Genomic DNA, 18,439 nt, shown 5'->3' on the forward strand with positions numbered 1-18,439 from the left:
CACCCGGCGTCGGCAGGCTTTGCGTTATGCATGAATCGGGCCGATACTCGGCACAGGGGAATCTGCAATCACGTAACAGGAACGAAAGTCGCAGACTGTGATGCATTCCTAGATATTCTTGTCCTAATGGAATTGAACGATCCGACATGCCTCCTGAGCTGACTGCTGCCCTGGCGTTGTGCCGAAACCTGCCCTCGCCGCCCGGTATTGCCCTGCGCATCATCGAACTGGCCCAGGACCCGGAAGCGGACATCGCCACCGCCGCCGACATCATCGCCATCGACATGGCGTTGAGCGCTCGCATGCTGCGCATCGCCAATTCGCCGCTGTACGCCAGCCGCCGCCGGATCGAGAACCTCGGCCAGGCACTGACCATGCTCGGCCTGAACGCCACCATCAGCCTTGCGCTGGGCTTCACCGTCACCCAGGGCCTGACCGGCGGCAGTGGCGCCGACCATGACCTGCGCCAGCGCGCCTGGAAGCGCAGCATCCTCAGCGCACTGGCTGCCAGCCAGCTGGGCCAGGCCCGCGGCCTGCGCCGGCTGGAAGAACTGATGCTGGCCGGCCTGCTGCAGGACATGGGCGTGCTGTGCCTGGCCCAGGCCGAATCCGAACGCTACCTGCCGCTGCTGCGCGAAGCCCGCGACAATCCCGACCTGGTCGCCCGCGAGCGCGAAGCGCTGGGCTGCAGCCACGCCGACGTGGGCGCCTGGGTGGCCGAACAGTGGGGCCTGCCGCGCTACCTGGTGGAAAGCATCCGCCTGAGCGAATCCGAGGCCGCCGCCGATACCCCGTTCCAGGCCTGCGTGCAGCTGTCCGGCGCCGTGGCCGACATCTGGCTGGACGACGATGCCGACAGCGCACGCGAGCGCGCCCTGCACGAGGTGCATGAGCGCCTGCAGCTGGACAGCGCCCGCTTCGACCAGGTGCTGGCCCGCATCAGCGAGGCCCTGCCCGACATCGCCAGCCTGTTCGAGACCGGCCTCAGCTCGCCTTCGCGCGTGCGCGAGCTGATCGACCACGCCCAGGAACTGACCACCCTGCGCAACCTGCGCGAGATGCAGGACGCCGAACAGGCGCGCCGCCGCGCCGACGAATTCGAGGCCCGGGCCAAGCGCCTGGCCGACCAGGCCCACCGTGACGCGCTGACCGGCGTGCTCAACCGGCGCCAGCTGGAAGCCGTGCTCGAGCAGGAGTTCCTGCGCGCCGGCCGCCACGGCTGGCCGCTGTCGGTGGCCTTCATCGACCTGGACGATTTCAAGAAGATCAACGATGCCCATGGCCACCTGACCGGCGATGAGGTGCTGCGCGCCTTTGCCGCCAAGCTGCAGGGCCAGCTGCGCAACAGCGACACCGTGGCCCGCTTCGGCGGCGAGGAATTCGTCGCCCTGCTGCCCAACACCAGCGAGGCGGTGGCGCTGGATGTGATCCGCCGGGTTCTGGCCAACATCGTCTCCACGCCGATGGCCGAGGCGGAGGGCGGGCCGCTGTTCGTCACCTTCTCCGCCGGCGTGGCTACCCAGGGCGGCTACGAGCGCTTTGCCGGCGTGCAGGACCTGCTGCGCGCGGCCGACGATGTGCTGTACCGCTCCAAGAACCTGGGCCGTAACCGGGTCATCGCACGCTCTCCCGGCGAACTGGGGCATGATGAGCTGTCCGCCACCGCAGGCGCGGAACTGGGCTGAGCCCACCGCGCCGGCTGAACGGGGCACTGCGAAGATCTGCGCCGCAGTGCACAAAAAGCTTTGGCCGCGCGCCGCATGCGCGTAGAATCCCCCGCGATTTCCACGCACCCGAGGTCCCCATGTCCAAGCTCGCCTATCGCCGCATCCTTCTGAAACTGTCCGGGGAGGCGCTGATGGGAGATGAGGACTACGGCATCGACCCCAAGATCATCAACCGCCTGGCCCGTGAAGTGATCGAGGCCCAGCAGGCGGGCGCCGAAGTGGCGCTGGTGATCGGCGGTGGCAACATCTTCCGCGGCGCCGGCCTGGCCGCAGGCGGCATGGACCGCGTCACCGGCGACCAGATGGGCATGCTGGCCACCGTCATCAACGCCCTGGCCATGCAGGACGCGCTGGAGAAGCTGGGCGCCAAGGCCCGGGTGATGAGCGCGATCAAGATCAACGATGTGTGCGAGGACTACATCCGCCGCCGCGCCATCCGCCACCTGGAAAAGGGTCGCCTGGTGATCTTCGCCGCCGGCGTCGGCAGCCCGTTCTTCACCACCGATTCGGGCGCCGCCCTGCGCGCGATCGAGATCGGCGCCGACCTGCTGCTGAAGGCCACCAAGGTCGATGGCGTGTACGACAAGGATCCGAACAAGTACAGCGACGCCGTCCGCTTCGACAGCCTGAGCTACGACGAAGTGATCCGCCGCGGCCTGGAAGTGATGGATACCGCCGCCTTCGCCCTGGCCCGCGACAGCGACCTGCCGATGCGCGTGTTCGACATGGGCCAGCCGGGCGAGCTGCTGAAGATCCTCAACGGCCAGAACATCGGCACCTTGGTCCAGGGCCGCGATCCGGCCTGAGCCTGAGCGCCAGGGGTGCTCCGGGCCGATTCAGGCCCGGCAGCGTCCCGTATTCGCCTATAATCGCCCGATTCCAGTTACATCCAGGACCCGGGCGATGCTCAACGACATCAAGAACAACGCGCAGACGCGCATGGCCAAGAGCATCGACGCTCTGAAGCACACCCTCACCTCGATCCGCACCGGGCGTGCCACTCCCGCCCTGCTGGACCGCGTCACGGTCAATGCCTACGGCAACGCCAGCACCCCGCTGAACCAGGTTGCGTCGATCTCCAACGCCGACGCCCACTCGCTGCTGGTCACGCCCTTCGACAAGAGCATGATCAAGGAAATCGAGAAGGGCCTGTACAACCACGAGTTCACCCCGAACACCCTGGGCGCAGCGATCCGCATCAACATGCCGCCGCCGACCGAAGAGCGCCGCAAGGAGCTGGCCAAGCAGGTGCAGAAGGAAGGCGAAGGCGCAAAGATCGCCATCCGCAACATCCGTCAGGACGCCAACAAGGAAGTGGCCAAACTGGTCAAGGACAAGGCGATCAGCGAAGACGAGAAGAAGCGCGGCGAAGACGACATCCAGAAGCTGACCGACAGCAGCATCAAGGACGTCGACAAGGTCGTCGCCGACAAGGAAAAGGAACTGTTGTCGGTCTGAAGTCGATGCCGTCCGTCCCGCCTCCGTTGCCGGCCGCCCTGCCCCGCCACGTCGCCATCATCATGGATGGCAACGGGCGCTGGGCACAGCAGCGCCGCCGCCCGCGCGTGATCGGCCACCGTGCCGGCGCGCGCGCGGTCAACCGCACCATCGACCGTTGCCTTGAACTGGGCATTCCGGCGCTGACCCTGTTCGCGTTTTCCAGCGAGAACTGGGGCCGCCCGCAGGAAGAAGTCGACGCCCTGATGAAGCTGTTCCTCGGCGCGCTCGACCGCGAGGTGGACGAGCTGCACCGGCGTGGCGTGCGCGTGCGCTTCATCGGCGAACGCGAGCGCTTCGGCGCCGGCCTGGTCAGCCGCATGCAGCTGGCCGAGCAGCGCACCGCCGACAACACCACCCTGACCCTGTCGATTGCTGCCAGCTACGGCGGCCGCCAGGACATCGCCCGCGCCGCACGTGCGCTGGCGGCGGAAGTGGCCGCCGGCCGCCTGTTGCCCGAGCAGATCGACGAATCGCTGCTGGGCCGCCAGGTCGCCCTGGCCGACCTGCCGCCGCCGGACCTGTTCATCCGCACCGGTGGCGACACCCGTATCAGTAATTTCCTGCTGTGGCAGCTGGCGTATACCGAGCTGTGGTTCACCGAGGCGCTGTGGCCGGATTTCGATGCCGGGCAGCTGCAACAGGCGCTGGACGCCTATGCCGGCCGTGAGCGCCGCTTCGGCCTGACCAGCGCCCAGATCGCCGCCCTGGCCACCGAGACGCCCAGCCCATGACCAAGACCCGAGTTCTCGCCGCGCTGATCATGGCGCCGGTGGCCATTGCCGCGATCCTGCTGCTGCCCACCCAATGGCTGGCCGCCGCCGCCGCCGCCGTGTTCCTGATCGGCCTGTGGGAGTGGCTGAAGCTGGCCGGCATCGAAGACACCCTGGCCCGTACCGTGCTGCTGGTGCTGAACCTGCTGCTGATGGTGCTGATGGTCTGGGCCGACGGCAGCACCCTGGTGCTGTTTCAGATCGCGACCCTGGTCGGCGTAGCCTGGTGGCTGGCCGCACTGGTCTGGCTGCGCTTCTTCACCTTCGGCGCGCAGCCGGGCAGCCCGGCCCGCATCCTCAAGATGCTGGCCGGTACGCTGGCGATCGTGCCCGCCTGGGCCGCGCTGGTGCTGATCCATGCCGGTGGCGACCCGCCGGGCCACAATGGTCACCTGTGGCTGCTGGCCGCGCTGGCGCTGGTCTGGGCCGCCGATTCGGGCGCCTATTTCGCCGGCCGCCACTTCGGCAAGCGCAAGCTGGCCCCGCGCATCAGCCCCAACAAGACCTGGGAAGGCCTGCTCGGCGGCCTGCTGGCCGGCGTTGCCGTGGCGGTGGGCCTGGGCCTGCTGGCCGGCATCGACACCGCCCACCTGCCGGGCCTGCTGGTCACCTCGGTGGTGGCCGTGTTCGCCTCGGTGCTGGGTGATCTGTACGAAAGCCTGATCAAGCGCCATGCCGGCGCCAAGGATTCGGGCCATCTGATTCCCGGCCACGGCGGCGTGCTCGACCGCGTGGACGGGGTGCTGGCCGCCCTGCCGGTGTTCGCGCTGGGCAAGGAAATCTTCGGGTTCTGACCATGGAAGCTGCTGCAGACCTGCGCCGGGTTGCCGTATTCGGCGCGACCGGCTCCATCGGTGCCTCCACGCTGGACGTGATCGCGCGCCACCCGCAGCGCTACCAGGCCACGGTGCTTGCCGCCGGCCGCCAGGTGCAGGCGCTGCTGGCCCTGTGCCGCGTGCACCGGCCGGCGCACGCGGTCATCGCCGACGACAGCCTGTACGCCGAACTGCGCGACGGCCTGCGCGACGCCGGCCTGGCCACCCAGGCCCACGCCGGTGCCGCCGCGCTGGACCAGCTGGCCGCCAGCGATGCCTGCGACACCGTGGTCGCCGCGATCGTCGGCGCCGCCGGCCTGTCCTCGACCCTGGCCGCCGCAGCGGCCGGCAAGCGCATCCTGCTGGCCAACAAGGAGTCGCTGGTGCTGGCCGGCGAACTGCTGACCCGCACCGCCGAACGCGCCGGTGCCGAAATCATCCCGATCGACAGCGAACACAGCGCCATCTTCCAGTGCCTGCGCTCGCGCGATGCCAGCCTGGACGGCGCCGGTGTGCGCCGCATCCTGCTGACCGCCTCCGGCGGCCCCTTCCGCGGCCGCAGCCGTGCGGAGCTGGCCGAGGTCACCCCGGCGCAGGCCGTGGCCCACCCGAAGTGGTCCATGGGGCCGAAGATCTCGGTCGATTCGGCGACGTTGATGAACAAGGGTCTGGAAGTGATCGAGGCCCACCACCTGTTCGGCATCCCCGGTGAGCGCATCGAGGTGCTGGTCCACCCGCAGAGCCTGGTCCATTCACTGGTCGAGTTCGTTGACGGCTCGACCCTCGCCCAGCTGGGCCTGCCGGACATGCGCACCACCCTGGCCGTCGGCCTGGGCTGGCCGCAGCGCATTGAATCGGGCGTGTCCGGGCTGGACCTGCTGAGCCAGGGCCGCCTGGATTTCGAAGCACCCGACACCGACGCCTTCCCCTGCCTGGCCCTGGCCTGGCAGGCCATGCAGGCCGGCGGCACCGCCCCGGCGGTGCTGAATGCGGCCAATGAAGAGGCTGTTTCAGCGTTTCTTCAGGGCCGGATCGGTTTCCTGACCATTCCCGCGCTGGTTGCTAACGCTCTTTCAACACTGCCGACCGAAGCAGCCGATACACTGGACGGCCTGTTGTCCGCCGACCAGCGGGCCCGCCAGTTGACCCTGAACGCCATCGCCGCCGCCTGAACGCCACGCCCATACCGCATGACGCCGCTGCCCTTGTCCGCCAATGTTGTGAGCCTGCATGACTGACTTCATCGGATCGGTCTGGTGGATGATTGTCAGCCTGGGGCTGCTGGTCACCTTCCACGAGTTCGGGCATTACTGGATCGGCCGCCTGTGCGGGGTCAAGGTGCTGCGGTTCTCGGTCGGCTTCGGCCGGCCCCTGTGGTCCCGCCGCGACAAGCATGGCACCGAGTTCGCCATCGCCGCCCTGCCGCTGGGCGGCTACGTGAAGTTCCTCGACGAGCGCGAGGTGGAAGTACACCCGCACGAGCGCGGGCAGGCCTTCAACCACAAGACGGTCTGGCAGCGCATCGCCATCGTCGCCGCCGGCCCCATCGCCAATCTGCTGCTGTGCGTGCTGCTGCTGTGGGCGATGTTCGTGATCGGCAAGCAGGACTATTCGGCCACGCTGGGCCGCACCACCGGCATTGCCGCCACCGCCGGCCTGGCCAGCGGTGACCGCGTGCTGCGCGTGGACGACCGCGAAGTCGCCACCCTGGGCGAGGCCAGCATGGCGCTGACCGCCGCAGCCATGGACAAGCGCGACGTGACCCTGGAAGTGCTCGACAGCGCCGAGCAGGTGCGGACCCGCACCCTGCCGCTGTCGCAGCTGCCGGCCGGGTTCGATGAACGCCGGGTACCGATCCTGGCCGGCCTGTACTGGCAGGCCTGGCTGCAGCCAGCCCAGGTGGACAGCCTGACGGCGGACTCGGCCGTGGCCGGCCAGCTGCAGTCCGGCGACCTGATCGTGGCCATCGACGGCCAGCGCATCGACGGCGCCGACCAGGTCAGTGCGCAGATCCAGGAACTGGGCCGCCGTGGTGGCCCGGGCATGATCGAAGTGATGCGCGGTGGCGAACGCCTGGCGCTGGAAGTGACCCCGCGCCTGGGCAAGGACGGCCAAGGCAAGCCGGTCTGGCAGATCGGCGTGGGCTTCGCCGGCGCCTACAGCCCGGCCTACGACACCCTGATGCGCTACGGCCCGATCGATGCAGTGGGCGTGGCCGTGCGCGAAACCGGCCGCCTGGCCTCCGATTCGCTGGGCATGATGGCCCGCATCGTCACCGGCAAGGCCTCGCTGCAGAACGTTTCCGGCCCGGTCACCATCGCCCGCGTGGCCAATGTTTCGGCCAAACGCGGCCTGGACTGGTTCCTGCAGTTCCTGGCGCTGCTGTCCCTCAGCCTGTGCATCATCAACCTGCTGCCCATCCCCATCTTGGACGGCGGGCACCTGCTGTATTACCTTATCGAGTTGGTCAAGGGCAGCCCGCTGAGCGAGCGTGCCATCGCCGCAGGTCAGTACATCGGCCTGGCGTTGCTGGCCGGGCTGATGGGGCTGGCGTTCTACAACGACATCCTCGGCCTGGTCCCGCGATGAACTTTTCCATGTTGTTGCCGTCTACAGCGTCGGCATCCCGCACCAATGAAATCGACCTTCCTACCGGACGTGACATGACGCGACTCCCCAATCGCCGCCTGCTGGCCCTCGCCCTCGCCGCCGTCACCGGCGCTCCCGCCCTGGCCCAGGCAGCCGAGCCCTTCACTGTCAGCGACATCCGCGTCGACGGCCTGCAGCGCATCAGCTCGGGTACGGTATTCACCTACCTGCCTGTTGAGCGTGGCGAGACGGTCACCGACAGCAAGGTGGGCGAGACCATCCGCGCCCTGTACAAGACCGGCTTCTTCGAAGACGTGCAGCTGGACCGCCAGGGCTCGATCCTGGTGGTGACCGTCAAGGAACGCCCGGCGATCAACAAGCTGACCGTGACCGGTAACAAGGACATCAAGTCCGACCAGCTGCTCAAGGGCCTGTCCGACATCGGCCTGACCGAAGGCGGCACCTTCGATCGCCTCAGCCTGGACCGCGTGACCCAGGAACTGCGCCGCCAGTACAACGACCGCGGCAAGTACAACGTCGAGATCACCCCGACGGTGAGCCCGCTGGACCGCAACCGCGTGGACATCGCCATCGCCATCAAGGAAGGCAAGGCGGCCAAGATCCGTCACGTCAACCTGGTCGGCACCGAGAAGTTCGACAGCAAGGACATCCTGGAAATCTGGGAATCCAAGGAGCACAACTGGGCGTCGTGGTACCGCCGCGATGACCAGTACTCCAAGGAAAAGATGTCCGGCGACCTGGAAAAGCTGAACTCCTGGTACCTGGACCGCGGCTATGTCGATTTCAGCGTCGACTCGACCCAGGTCTCGATCAGCCCGGACAAGCGCGACATGTTCGTGACCGCCGGCGTGACCGAAGGCAACCAGTACAAGATTTCCGAGATCAAGGTCAGCGGCGACACCATCCTCCCGCAGGAAGATGTCGAGCGCATGGTCGTGCAGAAGTCGGGTGATACGTTCTCGCGTGCGCTGCTGGAATACAGCTCCGACGCGATCACCAACTCGCTGTCCAACATCGGCTATGCCTTCGCCAAGGTGAACCCGATCCCGACCACCAACCGCGCCGAACAGACCGTGGCGGTGAACATGCAGGTCGTTCCCGGCCCGCGCGTGTCGGTACGCCGCATCATCTTCAAGGGCAATACCCGCACGTCCGACGAAGTGATGCGTCGTGAAATGCGCCAGTTCGAGAACACCTGGTACTCGCAGGCGGCCATCGACCGTTCGAAGATCCGCCTGCAGCGCCTGGGCTACTTCGAATCGGTGGACGTGGAAACCCCGCCGGTCAGCGGCAGCAACGACCAGGTCGACGTCGTCTACAACGTCAAGGAAACCACCTCCGGCAGCTTCGTGTTCGGCCTGGGCTATTCGCAGTCCTACGGCATGACCACCTCGGTGCAGCTGTCGCAGAACAACTTCCTGGGCGGCGGCAACCGCGTGTCGGTCGAAGCCTCGCGCAGCAGCTACCTGCAGCGCTACGGCTTCAGCTACACCAACCCGTACTTCACCGATGACGGCGTGTCGCTGGGCTACAACCTGTCCTGGCGCGAACTGGATTACTCCGATTTCAACACCGCGCAGTACAACAGCACCAATGGTTCGGCGCAGGTAGTATTCGGCGTGCCGCTCACCGAGACCGACAGCGTCTCGCTGATGTTCGGCATCGACAGCAACCAGATCACGACCTACCAGGGTTCCACCCCAGATTCGATCATCGACTACATCAACGCCATCGGCACGCGTACCTTCCATGCCTGGCGCACCGAGCTGGGCTGGGCCCGCGATTCGCGCAACGACTACTTCATGCCGACCCGTGGTACCTACCAGCGCGTCGGCCTGGAAACCACCCTGCCGGGTTCGACCGTCGAGTACTTCAAGCTGAACTACCAGATCAGCAAGTACTGGCCGATCATGCCTTCGCTGGTGATCAACACCCGTGCGGAAATCGGCTACGGTGACAGCTACGGCAAGGACTACATCCGCGACCTGTGCTACACCGCACCGACCGACGCCAACCCGAACCCGACCCAGACCGTCGACTGCAACCCGAGCTCCTCTGACTACGTGAAGACGGTCAAGGCCTCCGGACTGCCGTTCTACGAGAACTTCTACGCCGGCGGCACCAATTCGGTGCGCGGCTTCGAAGACAACACCTTGGGCCCGCGCGAGGCGACGCGAGGCTATCCGAACGGCCAGCCGCTGGGTGGCTCGGTGAAGACCGTCGGCTCGATCGAAGCATACTTCCCGCGTCTGTTCGACAGCCCGTCGGCCCGCGTGTCGGCCTTTGTCGACTTCGGCAACGTCTACAACGGCGTGGACAACTTCAAGGCCAACGAGCTGCGCGTGTCCACCGGCGTGGCCCTGCTGTGGCGCGCCCCGGTCGGCCCGATCTCGATCAGCTACGCGTTCCCGCTGAAGAAGAAGGACGGCGACGAAATCGAACGGCTGCAGTTCACCTTCGGTGGCCAGTTCTAAGGAGCGAAGCTCCTCAGAACCGCGCCACCTCCGGTGAATTGCCCCCGCATTTCACCTATCCCCCGCGCCGCTGGCGCGCCCCCCTTAACAAAGGGGGGCTTTCCACCAGACGGGGTACGAAGCGCCGGGCAATGCCCGGCGTTTTTGTTTGTGGAGCCCGTGCGAGCGCGGCGGGCGAATTGCTTTTGATTTTTTCTGTTTTTCCGTGGCTGGCACTCGCGCCAGACTGTCGGGGGTCGGACGGGTGGGGCCGGCGGGGGTGTGAGCCGCATGGATGCGGCGATCAAGGCTACATGGACGTACTTGCGCCGTCCCCCGCTGGCCCTACCCGTCCGACCCTGCCACGGGCCTTATCCTGCAAGCCACGAGGGGCCCTGCCGTTGGCCGTGGAACCGCCCCGCATGACCGGACTGGCTCCACACGTTAAACTCCCGCCGTGAATACTCCTACCTACACCGCCCAGCAACTCGCCGACCAGTTCGGCCTGCAGGTCCATGGCGACCCCGCCACCGCCATCCATGGCGTGGCGACCCTCGCCCATGCCGGTGCCGGCCAGCTGACCTTCCTCGCCAACCCGCGCTACCGCACCCAGCTGGCCGACAGCCAGGCTTCGCTGGTGGTATTGCGCGCCGAGGATGCCGAGGCCGCGCCCGGCGCCGCCCTCGTCGCCAAGGATCCCTACACCACCTTCGCCAAGATCGCCGCGCTGTTCGACATCGCGCCGCTGCGTGAACCCGGTATCCACCCCAGCGCGGTCATCGATCCGCAGGCGCAGGTCGCCGCCAGCGCCCATGTCGGCCCGTTCGTCACCATCGGTGCGCGCAGCGTGGTCGGCGAGAACTGCATCATTGGCGCCGGCAGCATCATCGGCGAAGACTGCACCCTCGATACCGGCTGTGAACTGATCGCCCGGGTCACCCTGGTCACCCGCGTCAAGCTCGGCAAGCGCGTGCGCGTCCACCCCGGTGCCGTGCTCGGTGCCGATGGCTTCGGCCTGGCGATGGACGCCGGCAAGTGGATCAAGGTGCCGCAGCTGGGCGGCGTGCGCATCGGCGATGACTGCGAGATCGGCGCCAATACCTGCGTCGACCGTGGTGCGCTGGAAGACACCGTGCTGGCCGAAGACGTGCGCCTGGACAACCTGGTGCAGATCGCGCACAACGTGCAGATCGGCGCCCATTCGGCCATCGCCGGCTGCACCGGCATTGCCGGCAGCGCCAAGATCGGCCGCTACTGCCTGCTCGGCGGCGCCGTCGGCGTCGTCGGCCATCTGGAAATCTGCGACAAGGTCGTGATCACCGGTAAATCGGTGGTCCGCAACTCCATCACCGAGCCGGGCGAATACTCGTCCGGAACGCCCCTGACCGACAACCGCACGTGGCGCAAGAACGCCGCGCGCTTCAAGCAGCTCGATGCACTGGCCCGTCGCATCCTGTCTGTGAGCAAGGAGAAAGAATGAGCCACCCCCAGACCCTGCCGGACATGGCACAGATCCAGTCGCTGCTGCCGCACCGCTACCCGTTCCTGCTGGTCGACAAGGTCGTGTCGATCGACTACGAGAAGCGCACCATCGTGGCGACCAAGAACGTCAGCATCAACGAGCCGTTCTTCCAGGGCCATTTCCCCAACCAGCCGATCATGCCCGGCGTGCTGATCATCGAAGCCATGGCCCAGGCTGGCGGCGTGCTGACCCAGCTCACCCTGGGCCGCGATTCGCAGTCCAAGCTGTTCTACATGGTCAAGGTCGACAAGGCCCGCTTCACCAAGCAGGTGGTGCCGGGCGACGTGCTGGAAATGCACGTGGAGATCAAGCGTGTGATCCGCAACATGGCCGTGTACGACTGCGTGGCCAAGGTCGACGGCGAAGTCGTGGCCTGCGCCGAGGTGCTGTGCGCCGGCACCCGCGAATGACCCTGGCCGGAGGACCGAGATGAGCGACAACGCCCCCCTGATCCATCCCACCGCCGTGATCGATCCGTCGGCACGACTGGCCGACGGCGTCCGCGTGGGCGCGTTCACGATCATCGGGCCGGACGTCGAGATCGGCGCCGGCACCGAGGTCGGTCCGCATTGCAGCATCAACGGCCCGACCCGGATCGGCCGCGACAACCGTTTCATCGGCCATGTCGCGGTCGGTGGCGAGCCGCAGGACAAGAAGTTCGCCGGTGAACGCACCGAACTGGTCATCGGCGACCGCAACGTGTTCCGCGAATTCGTCACCCTCAACCGCGGCACCGGCGGCGGCGGTGGCATCACCACCATCGGCGACGACAACTGGATGCTGGCGTACACGCACGTGGCCCACGACTGCCACGTCGGCAACTTCTGCGTGTTCTCCAACAACACCACCCTGGCCGGGCATGTCACCGTCGGCGACTACGTGATCATCAGCGGCTTCGCCGGTGCCCACCAGTTCTGCCGCATCGGTGCGCACGCCTTCCTGGGCATGGGCGCGCTGACCAACGGCGATGTGCCGCCGTTCACCATGGTCGGTACCGATTCGCTGGGCCGCCCGCGCGGCATCAACAGCGAGGGCCTCAAGCGCCGTGGCTTCGATGCCGACCGCATCGCCGCCATCAAGCGTGCCTACCGCACCCTGTACGTGGCGGGCCTGCCGCTGGCCGAGGCCAAGCAGCAGCTGGCCGAACAGGCGCAGGCCAGCGATGACGTCCGCTCCATGCTGGACTTCATCGAACACACCGAGAGGCACCTGCTGCGATGAGCAGCACGACCGGCCAGGCGCCGGCCGGCGCCGCCATCATTCCGCTGGCCTCGATGGCCGGCAGCGCTCCGGCGCAACGGGTGCTCAGCGAGCGCCCGTTGCGGATCGCGCTGGTGGCCGGTGAAGCCTCCGGCGACCTGCTGGGCGCCGGCCTGGTGCGCGAGCTGAAGGCGCGCTTCCCCAATGCCGAATTCGCCGGCATCGGCGGCGATGCCATGCGCAACGCCGGCTGCCAGACCTGGCACGATGCCAGCGAGCTGGCGGTGATGGGCCTGACCGAAGTGCTGCGCCACCTGCCACGCCTGCTCAAGCTGCGCTCGGCCTTCCGCCAGCGTGCGCTGGACTGGCAGCCGGACGTGTTCATCGGCATCGATGCCCCCGACTTCAACCTGGGCATCGAGCGCTGGCTGAAGCAGCGCGGCATTCCCACCGTGCATTACGTCAGCCCCTCGGTCTGGGCCTGGCGCGAGAAGCGTGCGGAGAAGATCGGCAGCAGTGCCGACCTGGTGCTGTGCCTGTTCCCGATGGAACCGCCCATCTATGCGAAGCACGGCATCGATGCGCGTTTCGTCGGCCACCCCATGGCCGATGACATTCCGCTGCACGGTGACCGCGATGCGGCCCGCGCCGCGCTCGGCCTGCCCGTCTCGGCCAAGGTACTGGCGGTGCTGCCGGGCAGCCGCCTGGGCGAGATCTCGCGCCTGGGCGAACCGTTCTTCGAAGCGGCCTGGCAGGTCTCCGAACGCATTCCCGGCCTGCACGTGGTGGTGCCGGCGGCAAACGCCGCCTGCCGTCGCCTGATCGAGGAACAGCTGTCACGTTCGGCGCTGCCGGTGGCGTACTCGCATGTACTGGATGGGCAGGCGCGCACGGCGATGATCGCCGCCGACGTGGTGGTGCTGGCCTCCGGCACGGCCACCCTGGAAGCCATGCTGGTGAAGCGGCCGATGGTGGTCGGCTACCGGGTGAACGAACTGACCTACCGCCTGGTGAAGGCACTGGGCCTGATCAAGGTCGACCGCTTCGCCCTGCCCAACATCCTGGCCGCGCAGGATCTGGCCCCGGAACTGATGCAGCACGACTGCACGCCGGACAAGCTGGCTGCGGCCATCCAGCAGTGGTTCGACCACCCGCAGCGGGCGGCCGACCTGCAGGGCACCTACGAGCGCCTGCATGAGCGCCTGCGCCGCAATGCCTCGGCCCGCGCGGCCGATGCCGTGGGCGAACTGCTGGTGCGCCAGCAGGAACCGGCATGAGCCGCCGTGGCGCGGCGGCCGCCAGCCTGGCGCTGTTCGACGGCGCTGCGGTGGTCGAGCCGGAACGCCTGGTCGCCGGCGTGGACGAAGCCGGCCGTGGCCCGCTGGCCGGGCCGGTGGCGGTGGCGGCGGTGGTCTTCGATCCATCGCGCCCGCGCATCAACGGTCTGGACGATTCCAAGCAGCTGACCGCTGCCCGCCGCGAACAGCTGCACGACCGCATCATCGAACGGGCACTGGCCTGGAAGGTGGTGCTGGTGGACGTGCACGCCATCGACCGCCTGAACATCTACCAGGCCACCCTGCAGGGCATGCGCGAGGTGGTCGCCGCCGTGGCCCACGTGGCCGGCTTCGCCCGCATCGACGGCAACGTGGTGCCCAAGGGCCTGGTGCTGCCGGCGCAGGCGCTGGTCGGCGGCGATGGCATCGACCGCGCGATCATGGCCGCCTCGATTTTGGCCAAGGTCTCGCGCGACCGTTACATGCAGGACCTGCACGCCCGGCACCCGCAGTACGGCTTCGACCAGCACAAGGGCTATGGCACCCCCGCGCACCTGGCCGCGCTGCGCACGCACGGCCCCTGTGACGAACACCGCCGCAGCTTCGCCCCGGTGCGCGAGTGCCTGGAAGTGCCGCAGGCAGCGGTCGCCGACATCGCGATTGCCTGAATCGCCTGAACGCCCGCTGCAACCCGTCTGGGGAAGAGTCCCCCTGAGTCAGGGGGACGCGCCGACGGCGCGGGGGTCTGGAAGCATGGTGAGACGGGGCCCGCGGTTCGCCTGCGAACCGTGGGAAGCGATAGCGCGAATGCGATATCGCGTATCGTCAAGAGCTTGTCGCCACCCCCTGCCCTCGCTACCCTGACCGGGCACTCCAGCGCTTCCCGACCCCGGCGACGATTTCCCCGTCAGCACCCGGGGCCCGCGCGCTCCAACCTGGTCCGGCATGTCCAACTCCCGCTTCGTACATCTCCACGTCCACACCGAGTTCTCGCTGGCGGACTCGACCATCCGCGTGCCGGCCAAGCCCGACCAGGCCGACCCGAAGAAGGCCAAGCAGGCCAACCTGCTGTCGCGCTCGGTCGAACTCGGCCTGCCCGCGCTGGCGGTGACCGACCTGAACAACCTGTTCGCCCTGGTCAAGTTCTACAAGGCCGCCGAAGGCGTGGGCATCAAGCCCATCGCCGGCGCCGACGTGATGATTGCCGAGGAAGGCCAGGACCCGTGGCGGATGACCCTGCTGTGCCGCGACCGCGAGGGCTACCTGAGCCTGTCGCGGCTGCTGACCCGCGCCTGGATGGAAGGCCACCGCCCTGAAGGCGGCGTGGCCATCCACCCGGACTGGCTGAAGGCCGGCAACGCCAACCTGTTCGCCCTGGCCGGCCGTGACAGCCTGGCCGGCCGTCTGGCCCTGGACGGCAAGCACGACCTGGCCGAGCAGCAGCTGGCCGACTGGCAGCGCGCTTTCGGCGACGGCCTGCACCTGGAACTGACCCGCACCGGCCGCGAAGGCGAGGAAACCTTCAACCGCTTCGCGTTGATGGCCGCCGGCCAGCGCGGCCTGCCGGTGGTGGCCAGCAACGATGTGCGCTTCCTGGCGCCTACCGATTTCAGCGCGCACGAAGCGCGCGTGTGCATTTCCACCGGCCGCGTGCTGGACGACCCCAAGCGCCCGCGTGAGTACAGCGACCAGCAGTACCTGAAGTCGGCCGAGGAGATGTGCGCGCTGTTCGCCGATATCCCCGATGCGATCGACAACACGCTGGCGCTGGCCGAACGCTGCAACATCGAAATGCGGCTGGGCACCTACTTCCTGCCCAACTACCCGGTGCCCGACGACGAGACCCTGGACACCTGGATCCAGAAGATGTCGCGCGACGGCCTGGAAGAGCGCCTGGAGAAGAATCCGCTGGCGCCGGGCAAGACCCGCGAGGAGTACTTCGAACGCCTGGAGTTCGAGCTCAACACCATCATCAAGATGGGCTTCCCGGGCTACTTCCTGATCGTGGCCGACTTCATCCAGTGGGGCAAGAACCAGGGCATCCCGATCGGTCCCGGCCGTGGTTCGGGTGCCGGTTCGCTGGTGGCCTGGGCGCTGAAGATCACCGATCTGGACCCGCTGCCGTACAACCTGCTGTTCGAGCGCTTCCTGAACCCGGAACGCGTGTCGATGCCCGACTTCGACATCGACTTCTGCATGGACCGCCGCGACGAAGTGATCGACTACGTCGCGCGCAAGTACGGGCGTGAGCGCGTCAGCCAGATCATCACCTACGGCACCATGGCCGCCAAGGCGGTGGTGCGCGACTCCGGCCGCGTGCTCGGTTTCCCGTACGGCCTGGTGGACGGCGTTTCCAAGCTGATCCCGAACATCCTGGGCATCCACCTGAAGGATGCGCTGGGCAAGGGCAAGGAAGGCCCCAGCTCGGAAATGGCGTCGGCCGAACTGATCCAGCGCTACGAGACCGAGGACGATGTCCGTGACCTGATCGACCTGGCGCTGCAGCTGGAAGACCTGACCCGCAACGCCGGCAAGCACGCCGGTGGCGTGGTGATCGGGCCCGAGCCGCTGAGCGAGTTCTGCCCGCTGTACGCCGAACACGATGAGAACGGCCTGGGCAAGAACCCGGTCACCCAGTTCGACAAGAACGACGTGGAAGAAGTCGGCCTGGTGAAGTTCGACTTCCTCGGCCTGCGCACGCTCACGATCATCGACTGGGCGGTGAAGGCGATCAACAAGCGCCACGAGCGCGCCGGCATTCCGCCGGTGGATATCGCCGCAATCCCGCTGGACGACACCCCCACCTACAAGGACATCTTCGCCAACGGCAACACCGGCGCGGTGTTCCAGTTCGAATCCTCGGGCATGCGCCGCCTGCTGAAGGACGCGCGCCCCGACCGTTTCGAAGACCTGATCGCGCTGGTGTCGCTGTACCGCCCCGGCCCGATGGACCTGATTCCTTCCTTCAACGCGCGTAAGCACGGCCAGGAAGAAATCATCTACCCCGATCCGCGTACCGAAGCGATCCTGAAAGACACCTACGGCATCATGGTGTACCAGGAGCAGGTGATGCAGATGGCGCAGATCGTCGGCGGCTACTCGCTGGGCGGCGCCGACCTGCTGCGCCGCGCGATGGGCAAGAAGGTGCCGGCCGAAATGGCCAAGCACCGCGAAATCTTCCGCGAAGGCGCGGCCAAGGACGGCGTGGACGAGGCCAAGGCCGACGCGATCTTCGACCTCATGGAGAAGTTCGCCGGCTACGGCTTCAACAAATCGCACGCCGCCGCCTATGCGCTGGTCAGCTACCAGACCGCGTGGCTGAAGCGCCATTACCCTGCCGAGTTCATGGCGGCCACGCTGTCCTCGGACCTGGACAACACCGAAAAGGTGGTCGGCTTCCTGGATGAGGTGCGCAACCTTGGCCTGACCGTGCTGCCGCCGAAGGTGAACCAGTCGGCCTTCATGTTCGAAGCGGTGACCCCGGACACCATCCAGTATGGCCTGGGCGCGATCAAGGGCGTCGGCCAGGGTGCCTGCGAGGCGGTGGTGGACGAGCGCCTGAAGGGCGGCGACTACAAGGACCTGCTCGATTTCTGCACCCGCGTCGGCTCGGCCAAGCTCAACCGGCGCACGCTGGAAGCGATGATCAACTGCGGTGCGCTGGATGAGCTGGGGCACAACCGCGCCTCGCTGATGCTGCAGCTGCCGGAAGTGATCAAGGCCACCGACCAGATGGCGCGCGAGCGCGCCTCGGGCCAGAACTCGCTGTTCGGTGGCCCCGACCCGAGCACGGTGACCATCCAGCTGGACCTGCCCGAAGCCGAGGAATGGCCGCTGCTGCAGCGCCTGAACGGCGAGCGCGATACGCTGGGCTTCTACCTCAGCGGCCATCCGTTCGACCCCTGGCGCGACGATGTGCGCGACCTGGTCGGCAACGACCTGGGCTCGGTGGAAAAAATCTGGAGTTCCAGCAACAGCGGCGGTGGCGGCGGCGGTGGCGAAAAGCGCTGGCGCCCGGAAGTGCCGACCGTGCTGGCCGGCCAGGTGGTGGGCGTGCGCCGCAAGGGCGAGAGCCAGATCTTCATCCAGCTGGAAGACGGCCGCGGCCGCGTCGAGTGCAGCGCGTTCTCCGATGCCATGGCCGAGTTCGGCCACCTGATGACCAAGGACCGCATCCTGGTGGTCAAGGGCGGCCTTCGCGAAGACGAGTTCAACGGTGGCTACGCGCTGCGCATCCGCCAGTGCTGGGACTTCGATGAAGTCTGCGCCAACTACGCCACGCGGCTGTCGCTGCGCCTGGACCTGCGCCAGCAGCGCCCGGTCTGGGAACGCGTCAACGCCCTGCTCGACCGCCATCGCCCGGGCCGCACCCCCCTGCGCCTGGACCTGCTGCTGAAGGGCCCGCAAGGCGGCGTGGCCGGCATGCTGGACGTGTCCGGGCAGAACGCGGTGCGCATCGATTCCAAGCTGATGGAGGCGCTGCGCGCCGACCCGGCCGTACGCACGCTGAAGGTGCGCTACAGCCCGCCGTGGGCCAGCTGAGGCCGGCCCACGCGTCTTGTTTT

The 18,439-nt window shown here is 67.4% G+C and carries 14 protein-coding genes; all 14 read left to right on the plus strand.

Annotated elements, in window-relative coordinates:
* The first annotated feature begins 146 nt into the window (after positions 1-146).
* The 14 genes from ACM2ZB_RS07945 (at position 147) to dnaE (ending at position 18,416) form a co-directional block, all read left to right on the plus strand.
* Complete coding sequence (locus tag ACM2ZB_RS07945; protein WP_313438812.1) at positions 147-1,685, plus strand: GGDEF domain-containing protein; 1,539 nt, start codon at positions 147-149, stop codon at positions 1,683-1,685.
* Between the two features lie 119 nt (positions 1,686-1,804).
* The gene (gene pyrH, locus ACM2ZB_RS07950) at positions 1,805-2,533 is read left to right on the plus strand and encodes a UMP kinase (RefSeq protein ID WP_313438814.1); all 729 of its coding nucleotides are present in this window, start codon (positions 1,805-1,807) and stop codon (positions 2,531-2,533) included.
* A gap of 97 nt (positions 2,534-2,630) precedes the next feature.
* Complete coding sequence (frr, locus tag ACM2ZB_RS07955) at positions 2,631-3,185, plus strand: ribosome recycling factor (protein WP_108768305.1); 555 nt, start codon at positions 2,631-2,633, stop codon at positions 3,183-3,185.
* A gap of 5 nt (positions 3,186-3,190) precedes the next feature.
* A complete protein-coding gene (gene uppS, locus ACM2ZB_RS07960) occupies positions 3,191-3,958 on the plus strand; it encodes a polyprenyl diphosphate synthase (RefSeq protein WP_313438818.1) in 768 nt (255 codons plus the stop codon).
* Positions 3,955-4,791 (plus strand): phosphatidate cytidylyltransferase, encoded by an 837-nt coding sequence (locus tag ACM2ZB_RS07965; RefSeq protein ID WP_313438820.1) that lies wholly within the window; start codon positions 3,955-3,957, stop codon positions 4,789-4,791. The genes uppS and ACM2ZB_RS07965 overlap by 4 nt, the downstream gene beginning before the upstream one ends.
* Before the next feature lie 2 nt (positions 4,792-4,793).
* Complete coding sequence (locus tag ACM2ZB_RS07970) at positions 4,794-5,984, plus strand: 1-deoxy-D-xylulose-5-phosphate reductoisomerase (RefSeq protein ID WP_313438823.1); 1,191 nt, start codon at positions 4,794-4,796, stop codon at positions 5,982-5,984.
* Between the two features lie 58 nt (positions 5,985-6,042).
* Positions 6,043-7,401: an RIP metalloprotease RseP gene (rseP, locus tag ACM2ZB_RS07975; RefSeq protein WP_416058074.1), complete on the plus strand. Its 1,359-nt coding sequence runs from the start codon at positions 6,043-6,045 to the stop codon at positions 7,399-7,401.
* Positions 7,402-7,475: 74 nt separating this feature from the next.
* Positions 7,476-9,896 (plus strand): outer membrane protein assembly factor BamA, encoded by a 2,421-nt coding sequence (bamA, locus tag ACM2ZB_RS07980; protein ID WP_416058075.1) that lies wholly within the window; start codon positions 7,476-7,478, stop codon positions 9,894-9,896.
* A 436-nt stretch (positions 9,897-10,332) separates the two neighbouring features.
* A complete protein-coding gene (gene lpxD, locus ACM2ZB_RS07985; RefSeq protein ID WP_416058076.1) occupies positions 10,333-11,355 on the plus strand; it encodes a UDP-3-O-(3-hydroxymyristoyl)glucosamine N-acyltransferase in 1,023 nt (340 codons plus the stop codon).
* Positions 11,352-11,807 (plus strand): 3-hydroxyacyl-ACP dehydratase FabZ, encoded by a 456-nt coding sequence (fabZ, locus tag ACM2ZB_RS07990; protein ID WP_313438834.1) that lies wholly within the window; start codon positions 11,352-11,354, stop codon positions 11,805-11,807. Before lpxD ends, fabZ begins: the two co-directional genes overlap by 4 nt.
* A gap of 19 nt (positions 11,808-11,826) precedes the next feature.
* The gene (gene lpxA / locus ACM2ZB_RS07995; protein ID WP_313438837.1) at positions 11,827-12,618 is read left to right on the plus strand and encodes an acyl-ACP--UDP-N-acetylglucosamine O-acyltransferase; all 792 of its coding nucleotides are present in this window, start codon (positions 11,827-11,829) and stop codon (positions 12,616-12,618) included.
* On the plus strand, positions 12,615-13,874 hold the full coding sequence (gene lpxB, locus ACM2ZB_RS08000; RefSeq protein WP_416058077.1) for a lipid-A-disaccharide synthase: 1,260 nt from the start codon (positions 12,615-12,617) through the stop codon (positions 13,872-13,874). The genes lpxA and lpxB overlap by 4 nt, the downstream gene beginning before the upstream one ends.
* Positions 13,871-14,542, plus strand: coding sequence for a ribonuclease HII (locus ACM2ZB_RS08005; RefSeq protein WP_416058078.1), 672 nt, complete (start codon positions 13,871-13,873; stop codon positions 14,540-14,542). The genes lpxB and ACM2ZB_RS08005 overlap by 4 nt, the downstream gene beginning before the upstream one ends.
* 277 nt (positions 14,543-14,819) lie before the next feature.
* On the plus strand, positions 14,820-18,416 hold the full coding sequence (gene dnaE, locus ACM2ZB_RS08010) for a DNA polymerase III subunit alpha (RefSeq protein WP_416058079.1): 3,597 nt from the start codon (positions 14,820-14,822) through the stop codon (positions 18,414-18,416).
* Positions 18,417-18,439: the final 23 nt, after the last annotated feature.

It is taken from the genome of Stenotrophomonas maltophilia (assembly GCF_047782825.1).
Taxonomy (GTDB): domain Bacteria; phylum Pseudomonadota; class Gammaproteobacteria; order Xanthomonadales; family Xanthomonadaceae; genus Stenotrophomonas.